Genomic DNA, 15888 nt, shown 5'->3' on the forward strand with positions numbered 1-15888 from the left:
CAGTAATCCTTTTTTTTAGGCCTTTACACAGTATATTTCCTCCCTATAACCAAAAAAAGAATGCCTACCCCTCAGCCAATGCGCATGAATGGCTGAGATATTATAAGGTCATGCCAAGACAATAAATAAATGAGACGAGCTGCATTTTTCCTGATGATTATCTGTTTTGGATCCAGGGCAATTGGTATAAACAAGTATGTAACGGAGCCTATGGCTTCGTTAACATTTTTTCTAATATAAAGTGCTCCCGCCATTCCTGCATAGAAATAGTCGGCCCTTATCGCCCGCCTGACTTAACGTTGTGAATCTATTTATAAATTCTATTTCTCCAACCTCCGAAAAGTGAATTAGGCCATTTTCCATTTTTGAAAGGGATGGACAAGATGGAAGAAAAAATATTAGATGCCACAATAAACGGGTCAAAAAAAATCGCAGAGAAAAACTACATCCAAACTCTTCCAAAATTACTGGAAAGCATAGAAAAAGGTGAGATTTCAACAGAGCTCGTTATTATGCGCCTATTTGAAACGGTTGTAGAACTCGAAAAAAAACTTGACAGCTTTAGCACGAAATTCACCCACCTAGCAGATATTGCCAGGAAAATAACAGAAATACACGCACTGCATTTCCCCAGCAATTCTTTTTTGAAAAAAGAAGACAGCCTAAAGGCCCAATATCTTGCCCAGATCTTATTGGATATCCCACGAAAACGCAAAAGATCAAAGCTATATTAGATCTTTGGGATGACCTTATCTGTTTTTACGAATTTTAAGAGATCTTTGAGGTATGTCTCCGTCTCTGCCAGACTTCCGTGCCTGTTGGCCGAACAAATTTCAGCCAGGGTCCAGCCCGCTTTAAATTTCTGGACATTGGAAAGATGCTTGAACGAATAAAGTGTATAGTTCTTATTTAAAAGATTTGTCTCTTCCAGGCATTTCTGAAATTTATTATAGGGCGTATTTTCTCCAATCCTTTCCGGACCGACTATCGAAGTAGTAGAACCAAGTAGATAATAATCATCCGGATAAGTCGCGATCTTTAGTGGCTTTAGCTCCTTCAACAGACTAGGGTCAATATGTACGGGCAGTGACTTTTTATTCTTAGCGACTGACGCCGGAACCGTAATTACATTTCTTTTGAGGTCGATATACTTCAATTGCAGGTAACGGAGCTCCTTAGGCCTGATACAGGTATAGTAAATCATGCGAACGAATAAAAGACAATACGGATCGTGTTTTTTTAACCAGACCATAATCTTTTTAAAGTCCTCATCAGAAAATATCTGGTGCGATTCGGTCTTGATTTTGGTTCTGGTCTCCGTATCAGTAACCGGATTAACAGGAATATATTTGTTAACCTTTAAATACCTGAAATAGTTGTTGAGTATGATTCTGGCACTGTTATAGGTCACACCAACCCATTTCTCATTTCTTTCCATTGTATTGAGAAAATCTGTAATCTCATAATCTGTGATTTCGGTTACTTTTTTATCCTCACCATAGTAACTGATGAACTGGTTAACCTTGGAAAGGTAAGATCTGCGGGATTTCTCCCTGGTGCCCTTTGCTATATGATACTGTTCAAACAGTATTTTAGCCTGCAACAGGTTTATCGAACTGATCTGTTTTTTGAGTTCCTCATTGGATCTTTCATCAAGCGGATTCCAGCCCCCTTCCAATGCCACCGTATAAGCTTCGCATAACCGTGTAAAATGCTTAAGCTTTTCGTGTGGATCTTTTATCCGGTTAAGGTTCTTGGTCGGCCTGAACCTTTCCATCTGACCAGTCTGTGGGTTGTGGAAAAAAAATTCGACATACCAGCTCTGGAGGGCTTCTTCTTTAGCCCATGTGCTACCTTTAGGAACAGATTCAATCTTTTTCCCTTTAAATAATCTTGGAATGGTGTAGGGTAAGTCCGGAATTTCCATAGAACTCAAAGTCCTATTTCGCAGTGGAATTTTATCGGAGATTGGATTTTTAAAACCATCAAACAACTTATCTGTAGTTATTTGATGGTTTTTTGTGGAGAATGCCAGATTATTTGACCTCTCTTTTTTCTGTGGCTGAGTTTTGGCTGAGTAGACGCCATTTAACTCATTAAAACACTGACTATCAGTAGTGTTACGGGTACCTGTGGAGAATATCGGATTCGAACCGATCACCTCTTCACTGCCAGCGAAGCGCTCTAGCCAAATGAGCTAATCCCCCAGGAAATTTTAAAGTTCAATAAACAATTAAGAATAACCAACAATTGAAAACAAGCTTCCTGCTTGAGCAGCAAAAATAGCAAATACTTTCTCGAATGCAAATCATAATTCAATTTTTAATTAATCTTTAGGTTTAAAAGCAAACATGGCCATTAAACTGGTTACCGCAAAAACCGATTGCATGGGATAATTGATGAACAGAAAAAGTATAAATGTGGCAATAAGTAACAATACAAAAAACATCATAGCCTTAAAAGCAGTGTCCATATAACACATGGCTACAACAGCCAAAAGGTAAAAAGGAATAATAACGGCAGCTATAAACATCACCGAAAATAAATTCCTAATATTAACCGAACATTAAATATCCTTTAGGTTTAATTCCTAAAAGGTTTAGGTTAAACATACGCGTTAACTTCCTTGTTGCTTAATAGCTCTTGATAGCAATCTACAAACTGGGCAACATTAAACCCATCCATCAAAGCATGGTTTACATGTATGGAAACCGACATTACTTTTCTTTCGTTTTCATCTCTAAGCTTGCCAAAAGATATTTTAGGGCAGCTGTCCTGATAAGAAAAATTGCGCGCATGCGATAAGGAAGTGAAATTTAACCAGGGCAGTGCCGAATAGTGGATCACATTTTCGCCTGACGAGGAAGGGATTAAGCCTGTGCTGGTCTGTACTTTTTCAATCTCCTTATTGGCTGCAGTTCTAAAATCTTTAAAGTCATTATAGAAATCCATGTATCCAAATCCAAAGGTACCATTTGGCCTGTTAATGGTAGCGGCGGCATTCACGCTACTGTACTTCCAAACTTCGCCATCAATAATGCGGTATCTAAAAGGTTCTATCTGATTGGCAGCTACCAGCGATTTGTGCAGATAAAGCAGGAAAAAAGAAACGTGATGTTCTTTTGCTTCTTCGTAGGTGGCGGTACAATCTACCTCTACGGTTACGCCGAAGAAAGGTTCTTCAAAAGCGCTAAAAAATTTAAAATGATCTTTTCTGATCCAGGTGTTTATATCTATTTTTTCTTTCATTCAATTAATTTTGGTAAAACATCAGATAGACTTTCCATCTGATAAAAATTTGCATGTTCAATAGTATGGTCGATACTCTCATGCACCCATGTAATATGGAAAGGGATGTGAACGGCATGTCCGCCAATATTCAATACAGGTAAAACGTCCGATTTTAAGGAATTGCCCAACATTAAAAACTCCTCGGGTTTACAATCCAGGTGTTTAATCAATTTTTGATAATCCTTTTCCTGTTTATCGCTCATAATTTCGATGTGGTGAAAATAATGATCCAGTCCTGATTTCGTCAATTTCCTTTGCTGATCTAGTAAATCGCCTTTGGTAGCTACAACAAGTTTATATTTTCCAATTAAGGTTTTTAATACCTCTTCTACCCCATCAAGTAATACAACTGGTTTATTGAGCATTTCTTTTCCCAGTTCGAGTATTTTCTCTACAATTATTGGGTCAATTTTCCCTAAAGAAATTTTCATGGCAGTTTCCGTCATGCTCAGCATAAAACCTTTAATTCCATAACCATAAAGTGGCAAATTGACCATTTCAGTTTTATAAAGCTCAGCCAAAATACTGTGTCGGGGCATAAAATCTTCTAAAAGACCTGCAAAATGCTCTTCGGTTTCACGGAAGTAGGGCTCGTTTACCCAAAGGGTATCGTCAGCATCAAAAGCAATTACAGTAATTTGATTTTTCATGGTTATGCTTACTTTAGTGCCACAAAAGTAAAGCAACAACTTCCTTTAAAAAAGGACATTTGTCTCGACTAATTAAATATGCTACGTACCAACCTTACTTTCTTATCTTTTATTGAACGTTTTTGTACCGAAAATGAAGGAGAAGCCATTACAATTAAAAACTTTAAAGCAGGGTATAAATTTATTGAACAGGGCGAAAAAATCAGAAACATCTACATCATTAAAGATGGGATCAGCAAATGTTTTATTTCTGAAGAAAATGGCAAAGATTTTATTATCGAGTTTTTAGGTAAGGGCGAAGTGGTTGGCGAATTAGAAGCTTTAAAAAAGATTGATTGTTTGTGCAATGTAGCCGCGATAAGTGATGTTACCACCTATGTTATTCCTGACCATCTTTTCCTTTCTTTGATAAGCAAGAGTAGCGAATTTACTACAATCTTACTCCAGGAATTATCTACCAGAATTATACAAACTAGTACACGTGCGTCTTTTCAACAGCTATACACTTTAGAATATGCACTTTTAAAATTGCTCAAACTGCAGGCCGATGAGCACATTTCGATATCAAAAGAAGACATGGCTGCCTATCTGGGTATTTCTGTAAGAAGCTTTAACAGAAGCTTAAAGCAAGTTGTAAATAAAGAGGGTTTTGACACTCCTGAATTTAAAAACATCTTACAGCTAAGCAACATGAAAAAACTATTGGAACGATTAAAATAATCGCACCTGTTTATGGTATAATTATTGCTCACAAAGTATTTTGAAATTAACTGTAACGTTTCTGCTATTTGGTCCGTTTAGGTTAAAAAAAGAAATTAATTAATCTATGTCTTTCTCTCAAAATCAATATTACACACACAAACACACATACAAATGAAAAACTACAACCACCAATTCACCCTAAGATTTCCAAGTTAATCGATATTAAGGAGTGGTATCTATTTAGAATGGATCACTCTGCAATGTAATGATATCCTTAATTATCATTTAATAAAGCTTATGGCAGTTGCCCATTTGCAATAATTGATTTCAGCTAATCTTAATTAAACATGAGTGCTTATATAAACATTTACACCAATTCCTTAACAGACGATCTTATCCCAACAATTTTAAAACGTTTAAATGAACATGAAAATGTTCTGGATATTAATTCGTCTTTTTCATTTAGGAACCCGAACGGAAACCTACCAATTGTTTTTAAATGGGACAAACCCAGCTTGGAAATATTTAATGAGAATAACCTAAAACTAAATTTTAGCGTGTCGCTTAAATCCTTCGATCTGAAAGAATACAAGAAAAAACTTTTTAAAGAAAAAATCATCAAACAGAGTTTTGTCCAAAAGATATTGGGTTTATTCAAAAAGAAAAAAAGAAAGAAGGTTGCAAAACCTATAAAATTAAGCGCAGAAGTTGAGGCTCAGCTTCAAAACTACAGCAAAGTATTTTCTTTAAAGTACCATTCTGGAGATGTTTTCGAAAATCATTTTGCAACCTTAATTGGTGCAATTATTACCGAGCTGACCAATGGCGTTTGTCATTTCACTCAAGAAAACGTTTGGTACGATGCAAAAAACGCATTAAGAGAATCGTTGGTTAACTTATACACACTTGAAGAATTGCCAAACCACATTAACAAAAATGCGGTTGCGGTTGCGAGCTAAAAATTAATAAAGCCAATATCAAAACCTACTAAACATAGGGTAATTGATATTGGCTTTATTTTTGGTAATCATTACTTTAACAGCTCAGGGCACTAATATTTATTCTTTATAGATTTTTAGTTTTGTCTTAACACAACCTTCATGCTGAATTTATTTTACAAGTAAAATTAGTATTTTCAATTGGCTTGCAGCTATAGTGCGGTCAACATCTTTCCTACAATATAGGCCCTCAAATAAATCCAGAGTGACAGCTCTAATATTAAAATCTACACAACACCTATTAACAATTCCCAAATCGAGTTTTCTTCCTCAATATCTGTCAAATCACTAAACATTTAAGGGCAAAACTTGTTAGTTAAATAAACAAGAGGAAACACGAATAACTTGCCAAAATCAGGAAATCTTTTTTTAGTTTTACTACGGTGTGAATACCTTGTTTAGTGCTCATTATAATTATATATCCTAAAATTCTATTTAAAGCAAAAGCATGAATGTAGCAGAAGTTTTTAAGAACAACGAAAAATGGATTGCCGAGAAATTGGCCATTAATCCTGATTATTTCACTGAATTATCGAAAGGCCAAAGTCCTGAGTTTTTGTACATCGGGTGTTCTGATAGCCGCGTTACTGCAGAAGATTTAATGGGCATACAACCAGGTCAGGCTTTTGTACACCGGAATGTAGCCAATCTGGTAAACAATGTGGATTTAAACGTAATGACCGTTTTAAATTATGCCGTACGCCACTTAAAAGTAAACCATATTGTGGTTTGCGGCCACTATAATTGTGGCGGCGTTAAAGCAGCCATGCAGCCTGCAGATTTAGGCATATTAAATCCTTGGTTAAGAAATATCCGCGATGTTTACCGCATCCACAAAGATGAGTTAAATGCCATTGAAGATGAAAGCACACGCTACAACAGACTGGTAGAACTGAATGTTCAGGAGCAATGTGTTAACCTCTTAAAAACCGCAGCAGTACAAGAGGCAATTTCAGAACGAGGTTTAACCGTTCATGGTTGGGTATTTGACATCCATACAGGCAGGTTAATCGACCTAAAAATCGATTTCGAAAAGATTTTGAAGGATATTAAGGAGATTTATAATCTTTATTAGTTCACAGTCATAAGTACAAAGCCTTTAGTCCTAATGAAATAAACCTCACAGGTTTTAAAAACCTGTGAGGTTTGACTAAGGACGAACTTACCTTCCCATCCAACCGCCATCAACGGTTAATATTGTTCCATGAACATAATCACTGGCTGTTGAGGCCAGGAATATGGTTGGCCCCTTAAAATCTTCTGGCGTTCCCCATCTTCCGGCAGGGATACGTGATAATATAGATGTACTTCTATCCTGGTCTTCGCGTAAAGCAGAAGTATTATCGGTTGCGATATAACCAGGTGCAATTGCATTCACATTTACACCTTTTGATGCCCACTCGTTGGCAAAAGCTTTTGTTAAAGATGCAATTGCTCCTTTACTCGCTGCATAACCAGGAACGGTAATACCACCTTGGAATGATAGTAATGATGCAGTGAAAATTACTTTTCCGCTTCCTCTTGCAATCATTTCTCTACCAATTTCACGCGTTAAAATAAACGGTGCCGTTTGGTTTACCGCAATTACTTCATCCCAATATTCATCAGAGTGCTCTGCAATTGGCTGACGTAAAATCGTTCCTGCGTTATTTACCAAAATATCTATAACCGGATGATCGGCTTTTACCTGAGCAGCAAAAGCCAGGGTATTTTCGCGTTTACCAAAATCACACTGGTAAGCATAAAACTTTCTGCCCAGTGCTAAAACTTCTTTTTCTACCGTACTGTCCTGAAGTTCGAGACTTGCAGAAACGCCGATAATATCGGCACCTGCTTCGGCCAAAGCTAAAGCCATAGCTTTTCCTATTCCTCTTTTACAGCCAGTAACTAATGCCGTTTTACCTGCTAAATTAAATATGTTAGACATGTTTTTATTCAATTGATCATTTAAAAAAGAGCTCTCTCCCGAAAGTTCGGGACTGTGCTCCAGTAGAGATAACGAGCGTAAATTTATTTCAGTTCGTTAATGGCACAGTGATCCATATCGCCATAATCTAAGTTTTCGCCGGCCATACCCCAAATAAAAGTATAATTGCTTGTACCTGCTCCAGAATGGATAGACCAGTTTGGAGAAATTACCGCCTGATCGTTCTGCATCCAAATATGACGGGTTTCTTGTGGTTGGCCCATAAAATGGCAAACACTCTGTCCTTTCGGAACTTCGAAATAGAAATAAGCTTCCATCCTTCTATCGTGTGTATGTGCAGGCATAGTATTCCAAACACTGCCAGATTTTAACTCGGTCATCCCCATCTGCAACTGGCAGGTTGGTAAAACACTATTCACCAGTAGTTTATTGATTATCCTATGATTAGCAGTTTCAGGCGTACCCAGTTCCACTATTTCAGCTTCGGCCTTACTTACTTTCTTGTTTGGATAGCTATGGTGTGCTGGAGCAGAATTGATATACAATTTTGCGGCTTCGCCAGGGCTTGCAGATTCAAAAAATACTTCTTTAGTACCTTTACCAATATACAAAGCTTCTTTATAATCCAGCTCGTATTTTTCACCATCAGCAGTAACAATAGCTTTTCCGCCAACATTAATAATGCCCAGTTCTCTCCGTTCTAAAAAGTAGGTTGCTTTTAAGTCATCAGGGTTAGGAAGTGCTATTTTCTGATCAACAGGCATTGCACCCCCAACAATATATCTGTCAAAATGAGATAAGGTTAGGTTTACCTGGTTTGCCTCAAATACGTTTTCGATCAAGAAATTATCCCGCAAAGCTGCGGTATCCATGTGTTTAACTTCTTTAGGGCTTTGAGCGTAACGGCTTTCGAATTTGTTCATTGGTTAAAAATTGAGTTTTGCGATAAGATCTGAACTGATACCAGATCTTATCCGCAAATATATTTATACGATACTTATTATTTGTATTAATACTCAACTTTATAATCCTTTTTTATGGCTTCTCCACTCCAGGCCTTTAAACTGGTCCATGGTGCTGGTGCATCTGCCCAAAATTTATGATCAGCAGGCAAGCCTAAGGTTAAAAAGCCAAGCGTAGCCATGTATAAACTTCCGGTAGATGTATAAGTATCAGCCACTTCGGGCTGGTGGCCATTAAAGCCCAGCACTAACCATCCATTATTATCAAAATTCTGGTTTCCATCGTACAGTTTATGCATTACAGCGGTTAAGCCGCCACGAACCTGCGCTGGTTTTACATATTCTGGTAGTTTTTCCATTAAAGCCGTTTGGGCCAAGGCTTGAAAGGCGGCAGTACGGTAAGTGATAGAACGCCCATAGGCAGGGTAAGTACCCTCCGGTGAAATGATCCTTTCCAAATATTCAGAATAGCGGACCATTCTTTTTAATGCGATGTCATAATCAGCCTGTGATGCTCTTTTCTGATCAACTAATACTTTTAAAAGATCAACCAACATGGGGTGAATTACGTAAGAGTTATAATAATCCATGCTAAATTTTTCGCCATCACTATACCAGCTATCGCCTACGTACCATTCTTTCATTTTATTAATTGCGAACTGAACACGGGCAGGATCATACTGTTCGCCTATGCTTAACAGAAAACCTTCGGTTAAACCAGAAAATAAAAGCCAGTTATTATAAGCACCACTACGGGTACGCAGCGATTTAAATTCTTCAATAAACCTTTTTTTCGTTACTTCATCAAGCGGTTCCCATAATGCTTTTGGTGCCCGAAGAAAAGCATGGGCAACATAAGCGGCATCAACAATGGGCTGGCTTTCTGAGCGGTAACTAATATAATCCGGACTCTCGGGGTTTACTGAATTGGCTAAAGCTTTTAAAAGTTCGGTACGCATGTTTTTTCTAAGCTTCCCTTCTGCTGTCCCGTCATCTGGCAAAGCCAACCAGGGTGCAACACCTGCAATGGTACGTCCCAATGCTTCGAGATAGGTAACTTTAGCTACATTTAAACCATAACCAGGCGCTTTTTCTAGTGGCATGTTCTTTTTTAGGGTTTCGTTGGCCAGGTTATGGATTACGGGGTAAGCAATCCGGTTAAGTGTCTTCACCCAAAAAGCACGGTCTTCGGTACCGGTTGTTGTCTTTTTTTGTGCATTTGCAAATTGCGAGCAGATCAGCAGCGCAGAAATAATCAGTTTATATTTCATTTTTGTTAAATATTTGGGTTTAATAGCTAATGCATTTTTTTTCAATTATTTGGAGAGCAGATTTCTGTTCAATTATTCAGGTTTCTTCCCGCTTTCCATTTTATCCCGATGAAGGATCGGGATGTCCATTCCAATCGAGTCTAGCTGGCACTGCAGGCATTACTATTATTGGTTAATTGCTTAGCCAATTAACATTAATTTTTGGCAGTCTTTGCACAAACCTTTGTTCATAAACCCGGTAGTAGCGGCAGCTCCCGACTCCAGGCCGGGACTATAGCGGATAACGGGACTGCTGTTGCCGAAGAAATGCTGAGCCTTCATTTCCTGATAAAAAATAAATTTAACTTAAGTTTTGAGTTAATCTCGGTATATAGCACCCAAAACTCAAGTTCAATAAATGGCTATAAATACCATTTTTTATATCTGGCCAGTGCTTCTAGATAATAGTAATCGGCATAAATAAGTGGCACATCAATTTCGCTGTTTAGTGGGTAAGCACCTGTGCTGTGCATCAATAAAAACCCTCCGTTTTCACCTAATTTCGCATGATAGGCACTGCCCGAAAGTGAATAGATGATCGTTTCGGCCGCTGACTTAAATGTTGTTTTTTCACTTCCAGATGTGTACTGGCTTAGTTCTAATAATGCCGAAGCTATCAGTGCACCTGCAGAAGCATCGCGTTTTGCAAATGGAATCCCCTGGGCATCAAAATCCCAGAATGGTATTTTATCGGCCGGCAGATTTGGATGGTTCAATATAAAGTTTGCGATACCTTTGGCCTGTTTTAAATAGTTTTCATCTTTGGTAAAACGGTACATCATGGTATAACCATACAAAGCCCAGCCTTGTCCGCGTGCCCATGCAGAACAGTTTGCAGCCCCCTGCCAGGTAGCTTTTTTAATTACCTCGCCGGTCTGCGGATTATAATCTACCACATGAAAAGAACTAAAATCGGGACGGAAATGGTTTTTTAAAGTAGTATTGGCGTGTGTAACAGCAATTTCTTTATATTTTTTATCTCCTCCATTATCGCTTGCCCAGTTCATCATTTCAAGATTCATCATATTATCAATAATTACCGGGCACTCCCACATTTTGCTTTTGTTCCACGATTGGATTGATTTTACAACCGGGCGATAGCGGGTTGCTAAAGATTCTGCCGAACGTTGAATAACTGCTTTATATTCGGCTTTGCCTGTTAAACGGTAAGCATTCCCAAAACTGCAGTACATCATAAAACCTAAATCGTGGTTTCCGGTATAGCTTTGGTTTGGTTCTATTACTTTTAAGGCTGCCTCTGCCTCTTTTTTAATATTCTGATCTTTAGTTTGTTCGTATATGTACCACAAACTGCCCGAATAAAAACCACTGCACCACCACTTAATATCGTAGTTGATAGATTTACCTTTTTCGAAACTTTGAGGTGTTTTGCCCTCAGGTATATTTTTAGCAAGTATTTTATATTGCTCGGCCGCGAATTTAAATTCATCGTTAATTAACTGCCCCATTGGTTTCCTGGTGGTTTGGGCAAATGAAATTGAACTGCCTAATATCAGTAATGCGACAGCGAGGTTGGTTTTTTTCATAATGTAATAGTACGTGTATATTATTCTTTGATTTTAAAGTTTGCCGTTGCTCCCGAAAGTGCTCCAACAGGTAGGTTACAATTTATGTTTTGGGTTTTAGACATGGCCGGCAACTTTAAAAGTACCTTGATGTTTGTATTTGTCTGCGCTGGATCTGAAATATACAGTATAGGACTTTTACTGCTTAAATCTTTAATGTAAACTGTACACGGCTGATCTACCTGAAGCGAAAGCCCATCGGCCGTCAATGTTCCCGCTTTATAAAATACAGCCTGTAATATGTTCAGCCCGGTATGTTTTACAGCCTGCAGTTCTTCCGTATTTTTTAATATCTGTATCATCGATCGGTTGTATTTTTTTAAGCCTGCAGCATCAACGCCAGGCACAACAATATATTGATAACAGGCATTTTGGGGATTTACACCATGATTTAACCAAATTTTAAATACATCATGTTTCAGTTCGGTTTTACTTTGAAAATGATTAATGCGGTACCAGTTTCCGGTTTGTACTTTGTTGTTGATTTCTAAATCTCCGCCTTGGGGAAAAATATATCCAATACTATCGTGGATTGCCCAAATCTCGTCTTTATCATTTTTCTGTGCTCCCTTTGAAGAAAATACGCGGCCCCTTAACCAGGTCTGATTAATTGTTGTGGTAATATTCTCATTTGTGCTGCTCTTAATTCCAGCACCCAGACACACCACTTCCTTATCGAAAAAGAACCAGGCCTTTTTTGCCTGAACGCTGTCGTAATTTAGATCATAACATGAAACACCATAAATACCATCGCTAACGCCCCCCACAAATTGGGTTGTACCAGGGATTCCCCAATCACTTTTAATAGTTGCACCATTATCATCCGGATAATCCCTAGTGGTTGTTCCTGGAATTTTATCCCATTCCCAAACCGGCATCAGGTTGGCGTATTCTGATCCGCTGCGTTGAATATTGGTTGCCCCATCTGGAAGAAATTTCCCCAATATATTTTCGTTGTTGCCTCGCTCGGTTCGCAAAGTCCTGGTAGATGCGGTCTGCACACTAAAAGTATAAGCCTTACGCAGGTGAAGGGTATACCCACTTTTCCAATATTGGCTGTGGGAAGCAGTAATACCATAATCAGCCGCTTTTTTGCCTGATGTTCTCAATAGCGAAGCATCCCAACAGGCGGCATTTTCAGGGTCGAATAGTTTAATTTTGCTTACCATACCTCCCATACCGCTACTTAAGGAATCTTTACGGCTAATTCCACGGCCGCGCACATTGAAATCATAAAATGATCCTCTCACCGTTTTCAGAAAAGTATTTTTAAGATAATTAACCAAAATGGCCAGCTGATCTTTGGGCAAGGCGTATTCGGTTCCGCGTAAATAGAAAGCCGCATTAACCGAATTTCCTGCAAACACCCTTCCATAACTGGCAATGGCCTGTTGTTTTCCATGCTGGTAATAACTCCCATCTATCTGAACGCCTTCTTTTCCATCGGCAATGGCTATGGGTTCGAACAGGTATTTAGCCGCTGAATCTAAAGTTGTTTTGTTCTGTGTTAAACAGGCCCTATAGAGATAATGTAAAGCTTCATCTGAGGTATTCGCACCATCACCCGTTTTTAAACGTCTGATCATTCTTTTGATCAATGCATTTTCCAACTCGGCAGGAAGCTGTGTTTTGGCATTCCGCATCAAAATTAAGGTTTGCCCAATGGCCTGTGGATAAAAAATATCATTGTACCACCAGTTTTTGTTTTTCGGGTTTTTATCCAGCCAGTTCTGCAAAGATTTAACAATCGCTCCATAGAGCTCAGCATTCTGATAAAGCCTATTCGATTGGCGGATGTAAGCGGTAGCCATATTTTCGATCCTTTTTAATGGATCGTACTGCGCATCAGCGTAATTAATATCAGCCCAGCTTCCGTCGGCATTTAAGTTTTTAAGATGATTGCCAACTTCTTCAGCCAATGCTTTATCTTTAACAAAAGTCTGCAAATCGTTATTAATACGCTGCAAAATGGTATTAAAGGGTTCTTTTTGGGCTTTCACTGCTATGCTCATCAGCATTAGGCCACCCAACAGGAATCCAAATCTGATTTTTCGGTTAACCTTTATTTTGTTGTTTGTTTTTTTATTTATAGCAAACATCTTTATTTTTTATTTAAGCCCCAAAACCAGCTCTGATATTCACTATAAGGGAAGCCTGGCGCTTTTTTTTCTTCAAAGCCAGGAGAAACTAACTGTATGGTTTCTCCAATTATGGTGTTTTTAATTTCAATTTTGATTTTTTCGCCTTCTTTATACTGTTCATAATCTATTTTGTCCCGCTTATCCGATCTGATGGAAAATTTATCGAGCTTGCTTACTAGTATGAAGTCTCCACCCTTTAAACTCTTTATTTTAATACTTTTTGTCTGCCCGTTTTGCATATCAGCACTGACCAAAAAAGCACCTTCTGCCCTAAGTTGTTTAAACGATACGTTTTTCCAGTTGGATGGAATGGCAGGAAAAATCCTGATTTTGTCTCCCCAGCTTTGGATCAGCATTTCTTGTATTGAAGTTGCTGCTGCCAAGGGTGTTTCGATTACTGGCCCTGATTCGCGGTACAGGGTATTTACCTGTATAAAACGATCCAGCAATTCGTTTAGCCACTGGTAGGCCATATCGCCATTGCCCGTACCAGCATAAATGGAAGCCGCTCCTGTAAAAGAAAAACCTGCCAATGCACTTTTGTAGGATAGCCAGTTTTTTAACGATTGGCTAATGAGCGGCCTGTTTTCAGGCTGGTCCCAGTTAATGAGGTTATAAGGATAAATCATCAGCAAGTGTGAATAATGCCTGTGCGAGCTATTTAATGGCACATCTTTGCCAATTAAAAAACCAGTATCTCCAACCGGAAAAGGTGCCAGGTTTTTCAATATCAGGCTCCATTTACTGGCATCTGCATCTTTCAATTGTTGCGTTTTATTTACTTTAATTAAGGTTTGAAGGGCCCAGCTTAAACTAGATAAAGTATAATTTGCATCTTCTGCATTTTTGTATTCTGGTGAATAAGACATTGGAAAATGATAAATCCCCTTCTCATCTTGCTTAAGCTGATGGATTAAAAAATTTGCAGATCTTTTCAGTAAAGGATAAATTTTAGTACCGAGGGTCTGTTCATCTTTGGTATAGCTATAATATTGATAATAATAATATAACATCCAGGTAAGGTTTGCAGGTTCAAAAGTCCCCTTTTGTATCTCTGCTTCGGTTATCGGACTTACCAGATCGTAAGAAGAGCTCCTTCCTATAGCAGCAGCATCATTACGCCATTGTACAGGGACATTATTGATTAAATTTTGTTGGTGAGCATTTAAAGACTTAAACAGCGATTCGCCGAGTTCTAAATGGTTGGCCGTAAAAATTGGAGAATAGGTAAGCTGGGCATTTAAATTCCACCAGATGGCTGGCCATGGGGTAGCCGCCGTCCAAGGCCCCATTAAGTCGGCAATAGGTTTATCTGCCCGGGTAACAGAGGCGAGTTTATAAAGTTGTATCCAATAAAAATTCTCCATGCGTTTATCGGGCAGGGCAACAAAGCTCTGCTGATAATAGCGGTGCCACCAATTGCGGTGTGCTGCAATACTTTCCTCGTCTGACTTAAAATTTTTAAGGCTATTTAAGGCTTCTTTGGTTTCATCAAGATGATTATATCCATCATACCCCACACTTACGCGCAGTTTGCCAGAACTGGCATTGCCATTAATTTGATAAACTGTGCTATAACCGCCGTTGTTAAATAAGGGTTGATGACAAACAGTATAGCCACTTTCTGTAGTCATTTTTACAGGAGGATTTTCCTGATAGTTTGCAGGTTTATCTGTCGGATAGGTCTGAAGGTACCTCGGACTGATACTTTTACCAGGGTTCCATTTCCAGGCTAAAACTTTTTCTTGCTGCGTTGTATTAAACGAAATACTAATTACATTTTGATTGGCTGCAACAAAGGCAGTAAAGGAGATTGTTCCCTGTGTAGTAAATATACTGCCTTTCGCTTCGGCATTGTAAATATCGAGCTCTATTTTGGCACCTGTTATTTTACCCTCGGTTTTAAGTGTAAAATACCCAATTGGCAAACGCGATTGGGTGTATAGTTTACCGGCTTGGGGCATTAGTTTCTCCCGATGGTCCACCACATCGCTCCTACCGATATCGAAACGGATTAAACTGTCGTTTTCTTTGTAAATATTGGTACCGAGCAGCCCGTTACCCAAGATAATACCGCTGTAATAATCTTTGCCAAGATTATCCCACTTTAAATTTTGTCTGGCCATAAAAACAGGCCAGTTTACTTCGCCAGCTGGTATTTGAGCAGTACACCAACGCGGCAAAAACAAAAACAGGAGTAATAGGCTGTAATTAACGATTATTCTGCGATACCTTAACGAGCTATGACGCTGCATATTTTCAATTATTTTTAATTGGTAATAAGGGAGTTAAAAAGCCACCAAGCCAGGCAAGGTGGCTCA

14 protein-coding genes and 1 tRNA gene are annotated in these 15888 nt (G+C 38.6%); 4 read left to right on the top strand and 11 right to left on the bottom strand.

Features of this window, described 5'->3' with window-relative positions:
• Nucleotides 1–383 precede the first annotated feature (383 nt).
• The gene (locus HDC90_RS06670) at nucleotides 384–734 is read left to right on the top strand and encodes a hypothetical protein (RefSeq protein ID WP_184465128.1); all 351 of its coding nucleotides are present in this window, start codon (nucleotides 384–386) and stop codon (nucleotides 732–734) included.
• Here HDC90_RS06670 and HDC90_RS06675 read toward each other — a convergent pair.
• The 5 genes from HDC90_RS06675 to HDC90_RS06695 form a co-directional block, all read right to left on the bottom strand.
• The gene (locus HDC90_RS06675; RefSeq protein ID WP_184465130.1) at nucleotides 731–1927 is read right to left on the bottom strand and encodes a site-specific integrase; all 1197 of its coding nucleotides are present in this window, start codon (nucleotides 1925–1927) and stop codon (nucleotides 731–733) included. The genes HDC90_RS06670 and HDC90_RS06675 overlap by 4 nt on opposite strands.
• Before the next feature lie 206 nt (nucleotides 1928–2133).
• A tRNA-Ala gene (locus tag HDC90_RS06680) sits at nucleotides 2134–2207 on the bottom strand.
• Nucleotides 2208–2326: 119 nt separating this feature from the next.
• Nucleotides 2327–2533: a hypothetical protein gene (locus HDC90_RS06685; RefSeq protein ID WP_184465132.1), complete on the bottom strand. Its 207-nt coding sequence runs from the start codon at nucleotides 2531–2533 to the stop codon at nucleotides 2327–2329.
• A 71-nt stretch (nucleotides 2534–2604) separates the two neighbouring features.
• Nucleotides 2605–3249, bottom strand: coding sequence for a chloramphenicol acetyltransferase (locus tag HDC90_RS06690; protein ID WP_184465134.1), 645 nt, complete (start codon nucleotides 3247–3249; stop codon nucleotides 2605–2607).
• A complete protein-coding gene (locus HDC90_RS06695) occupies nucleotides 3246–3941 on the bottom strand; it encodes an HAD family hydrolase (protein WP_184465136.1) in 696 nt (231 codons plus the stop codon). The genes HDC90_RS06690 and HDC90_RS06695 overlap by 4 nt, the downstream gene beginning before the upstream one ends.
• Nucleotides 3942–4019: 78 nt before the next feature.
• Between HDC90_RS06695 and HDC90_RS06700 the strand changes: the two genes are divergently transcribed.
• The 3 genes from HDC90_RS06700 (at nucleotide 4020) to HDC90_RS06710 (ending at nucleotide 6716) form a co-directional block, all read left to right on the top strand.
• Nucleotides 4020–4661, top strand: coding sequence for a Crp/Fnr family transcriptional regulator (locus tag HDC90_RS06700; RefSeq protein ID WP_184465138.1), 642 nt, complete (start codon nucleotides 4020–4022; stop codon nucleotides 4659–4661).
• A 329-nt stretch (nucleotides 4662–4990) separates the two neighbouring features.
• Nucleotides 4991–5602, top strand: a complete 612-nt coding sequence (locus HDC90_RS06705; protein ID WP_184465141.1) for a hypothetical protein — start codon at nucleotides 4991–4993, stop codon at nucleotides 5600–5602.
• Nucleotides 5603–6089: 487 nt separating this feature from the next.
• Entirely contained in the window at nucleotides 6090–6716 is a 627-nt protein-coding gene (locus HDC90_RS06710) for a carbonic anhydrase (protein WP_184465143.1), read from the top strand.
• A gap of 87 nt (nucleotides 6717–6803) precedes the next feature.
• Here HDC90_RS06710 and HDC90_RS06715 read toward each other — a convergent pair whose 3' ends face one another.
• The 6 genes from HDC90_RS06715 to HDC90_RS06740 all read right to left on the bottom strand — a co-directional run bounded on the left by HDC90_RS06715 (nucleotide 6804) and on the right by HDC90_RS06740 (nucleotide 15822).
• Nucleotides 6804–7568, bottom strand: a complete 765-nt coding sequence (locus tag HDC90_RS06715; protein WP_184465145.1) for an SDR family NAD(P)-dependent oxidoreductase — start codon at nucleotides 7566–7568, stop codon at nucleotides 6804–6806.
• A gap of 83 nt (nucleotides 7569–7651) precedes the next feature.
• Nucleotides 7652–8491, bottom strand: a complete 840-nt coding sequence (gene kduI / locus HDC90_RS06720) for a 5-dehydro-4-deoxy-D-glucuronate isomerase (protein ID WP_184465147.1) — start codon at nucleotides 8489–8491, stop codon at nucleotides 7652–7654.
• A gap of 86 nt (nucleotides 8492–8577) precedes the next feature.
• Nucleotides 8578–9801 (bottom strand): DUF2264 domain-containing protein, encoded by a 1224-nt coding sequence (locus HDC90_RS06725; protein ID WP_184465150.1) that lies wholly within the window; start codon nucleotides 9799–9801, stop codon nucleotides 8578–8580.
• Nucleotides 9802–10202: 401 nt separating this feature from the next.
• The gene (locus HDC90_RS06730; protein ID WP_221451805.1) at nucleotides 10203–11387 is read right to left on the bottom strand and encodes a glycoside hydrolase family 88 protein; all 1185 of its coding nucleotides are present in this window, start codon (nucleotides 11385–11387) and stop codon (nucleotides 10203–10205) included.
• A 20-nt stretch (nucleotides 11388–11407) separates the two neighbouring features.
• Nucleotides 11408–13525: a polysaccharide lyase 8 family protein gene (locus tag HDC90_RS06735; RefSeq protein ID WP_184465151.1), complete on the bottom strand. Its 2118-nt coding sequence runs from the start codon at nucleotides 13523–13525 to the stop codon at nucleotides 11408–11410.
• A gap of 2 nt (nucleotides 13526–13527) precedes the next feature.
• Complete coding sequence (locus HDC90_RS06740; RefSeq protein WP_184465153.1) at nucleotides 13528–15822, bottom strand: glycoside hydrolase family 95-like protein; 2295 nt, start codon at nucleotides 15820–15822, stop codon at nucleotides 13528–13530.
• Between the last annotated feature and the right edge of the window lie 66 nt (nucleotides 15823–15888).

The sequence above is a fragment of the Pedobacter sp. AK013 genome, assembly GCF_014205835.1.
Taxonomy (GTDB): Bacteria; Bacteroidota; Bacteroidia; order Sphingobacteriales; family Sphingobacteriaceae; genus Pedobacter.

Bases quoted from the DNA above. Each gene is read 5' to 3' on its own strand.
- HDC90_RS06670 (WP_184465128.1), top strand. From the start codon at position 384: ATGGAAGAAAAAATATTAGATGCCACAATAAACGGGTCAAAAAAAATC.
- HDC90_RS06675 (WP_184465130.1), bottom strand. From the start codon at position 1,927: ATGGAAATTCCGGACTTACCCTACACCATTCCAAGATTATTTAAAGGG.
- HDC90_RS06685 (WP_184465132.1), bottom strand. From the start codon at position 2,533: ATGTTTATAGCTGCCGTTATTATTCCTTTTTACCTTTTGGCTGTTGTA.
- HDC90_RS06690 (WP_184465134.1), bottom strand. From the start codon at position 3,249: ATGAAAGAAAAAATAGATATAAACACCTGGATCAGAAAAGATCATTTT.
- HDC90_RS06695 (WP_184465136.1), bottom strand. From the start codon at position 3,941: ATGAAAAATCAAATTACTGTAATTGCTTTTGATGCTGACGATACCCTT.
- HDC90_RS06700 (WP_184465138.1), top strand. From the start codon at position 4,020: ATGCTACGTACCAACCTTACTTTCTTATCTTTTATTGAACGTTTTTGT.
- HDC90_RS06705 (WP_184465141.1), top strand. From the start codon at position 4,991: ATGAGTGCTTATATAAACATTTACACCAATTCCTTAACAGACGATCTT.
- HDC90_RS06710 (WP_184465143.1), top strand. From the start codon at position 6,090: ATGAATGTAGCAGAAGTTTTTAAGAACAACGAAAAATGGATTGCCGAG.
- HDC90_RS06715 (WP_184465145.1), bottom strand. From the start codon at position 7,568: ATGTCTAACATATTTAATTTAGCAGGTAAAACGGCATTAGTTACTGGC.
- kduI (WP_184465147.1), bottom strand. From the start codon at position 8,491: ATGAACAAATTCGAAAGCCGTTACGCTCAAAGCCCTAAAGAAGTTAAA.
- HDC90_RS06725 (WP_184465150.1), bottom strand. From the start codon at position 9,801: ATGAAATATAAACTGATTATTTCTGCGCTGCTGATCTGCTCGCAATTT.
- HDC90_RS06730 (WP_221451805.1), bottom strand. From the start codon at position 11,387: ATGAAAAAAACCAACCTCGCTGTCGCATTACTGATATTAGGCAGTTCA.
- HDC90_RS06735 (WP_184465151.1), bottom strand. From the start codon at position 13,525: ATGTTTGCTATAAATAAAAAAACAAACAACAAAATAAAGGTTAACCGA.
- HDC90_RS06740 (WP_184465153.1), bottom strand. From the start codon at position 15,822: ATGCAGCGTCATAGCTCGTTAAGGTATCGCAGAATAATCGTTAATTAC.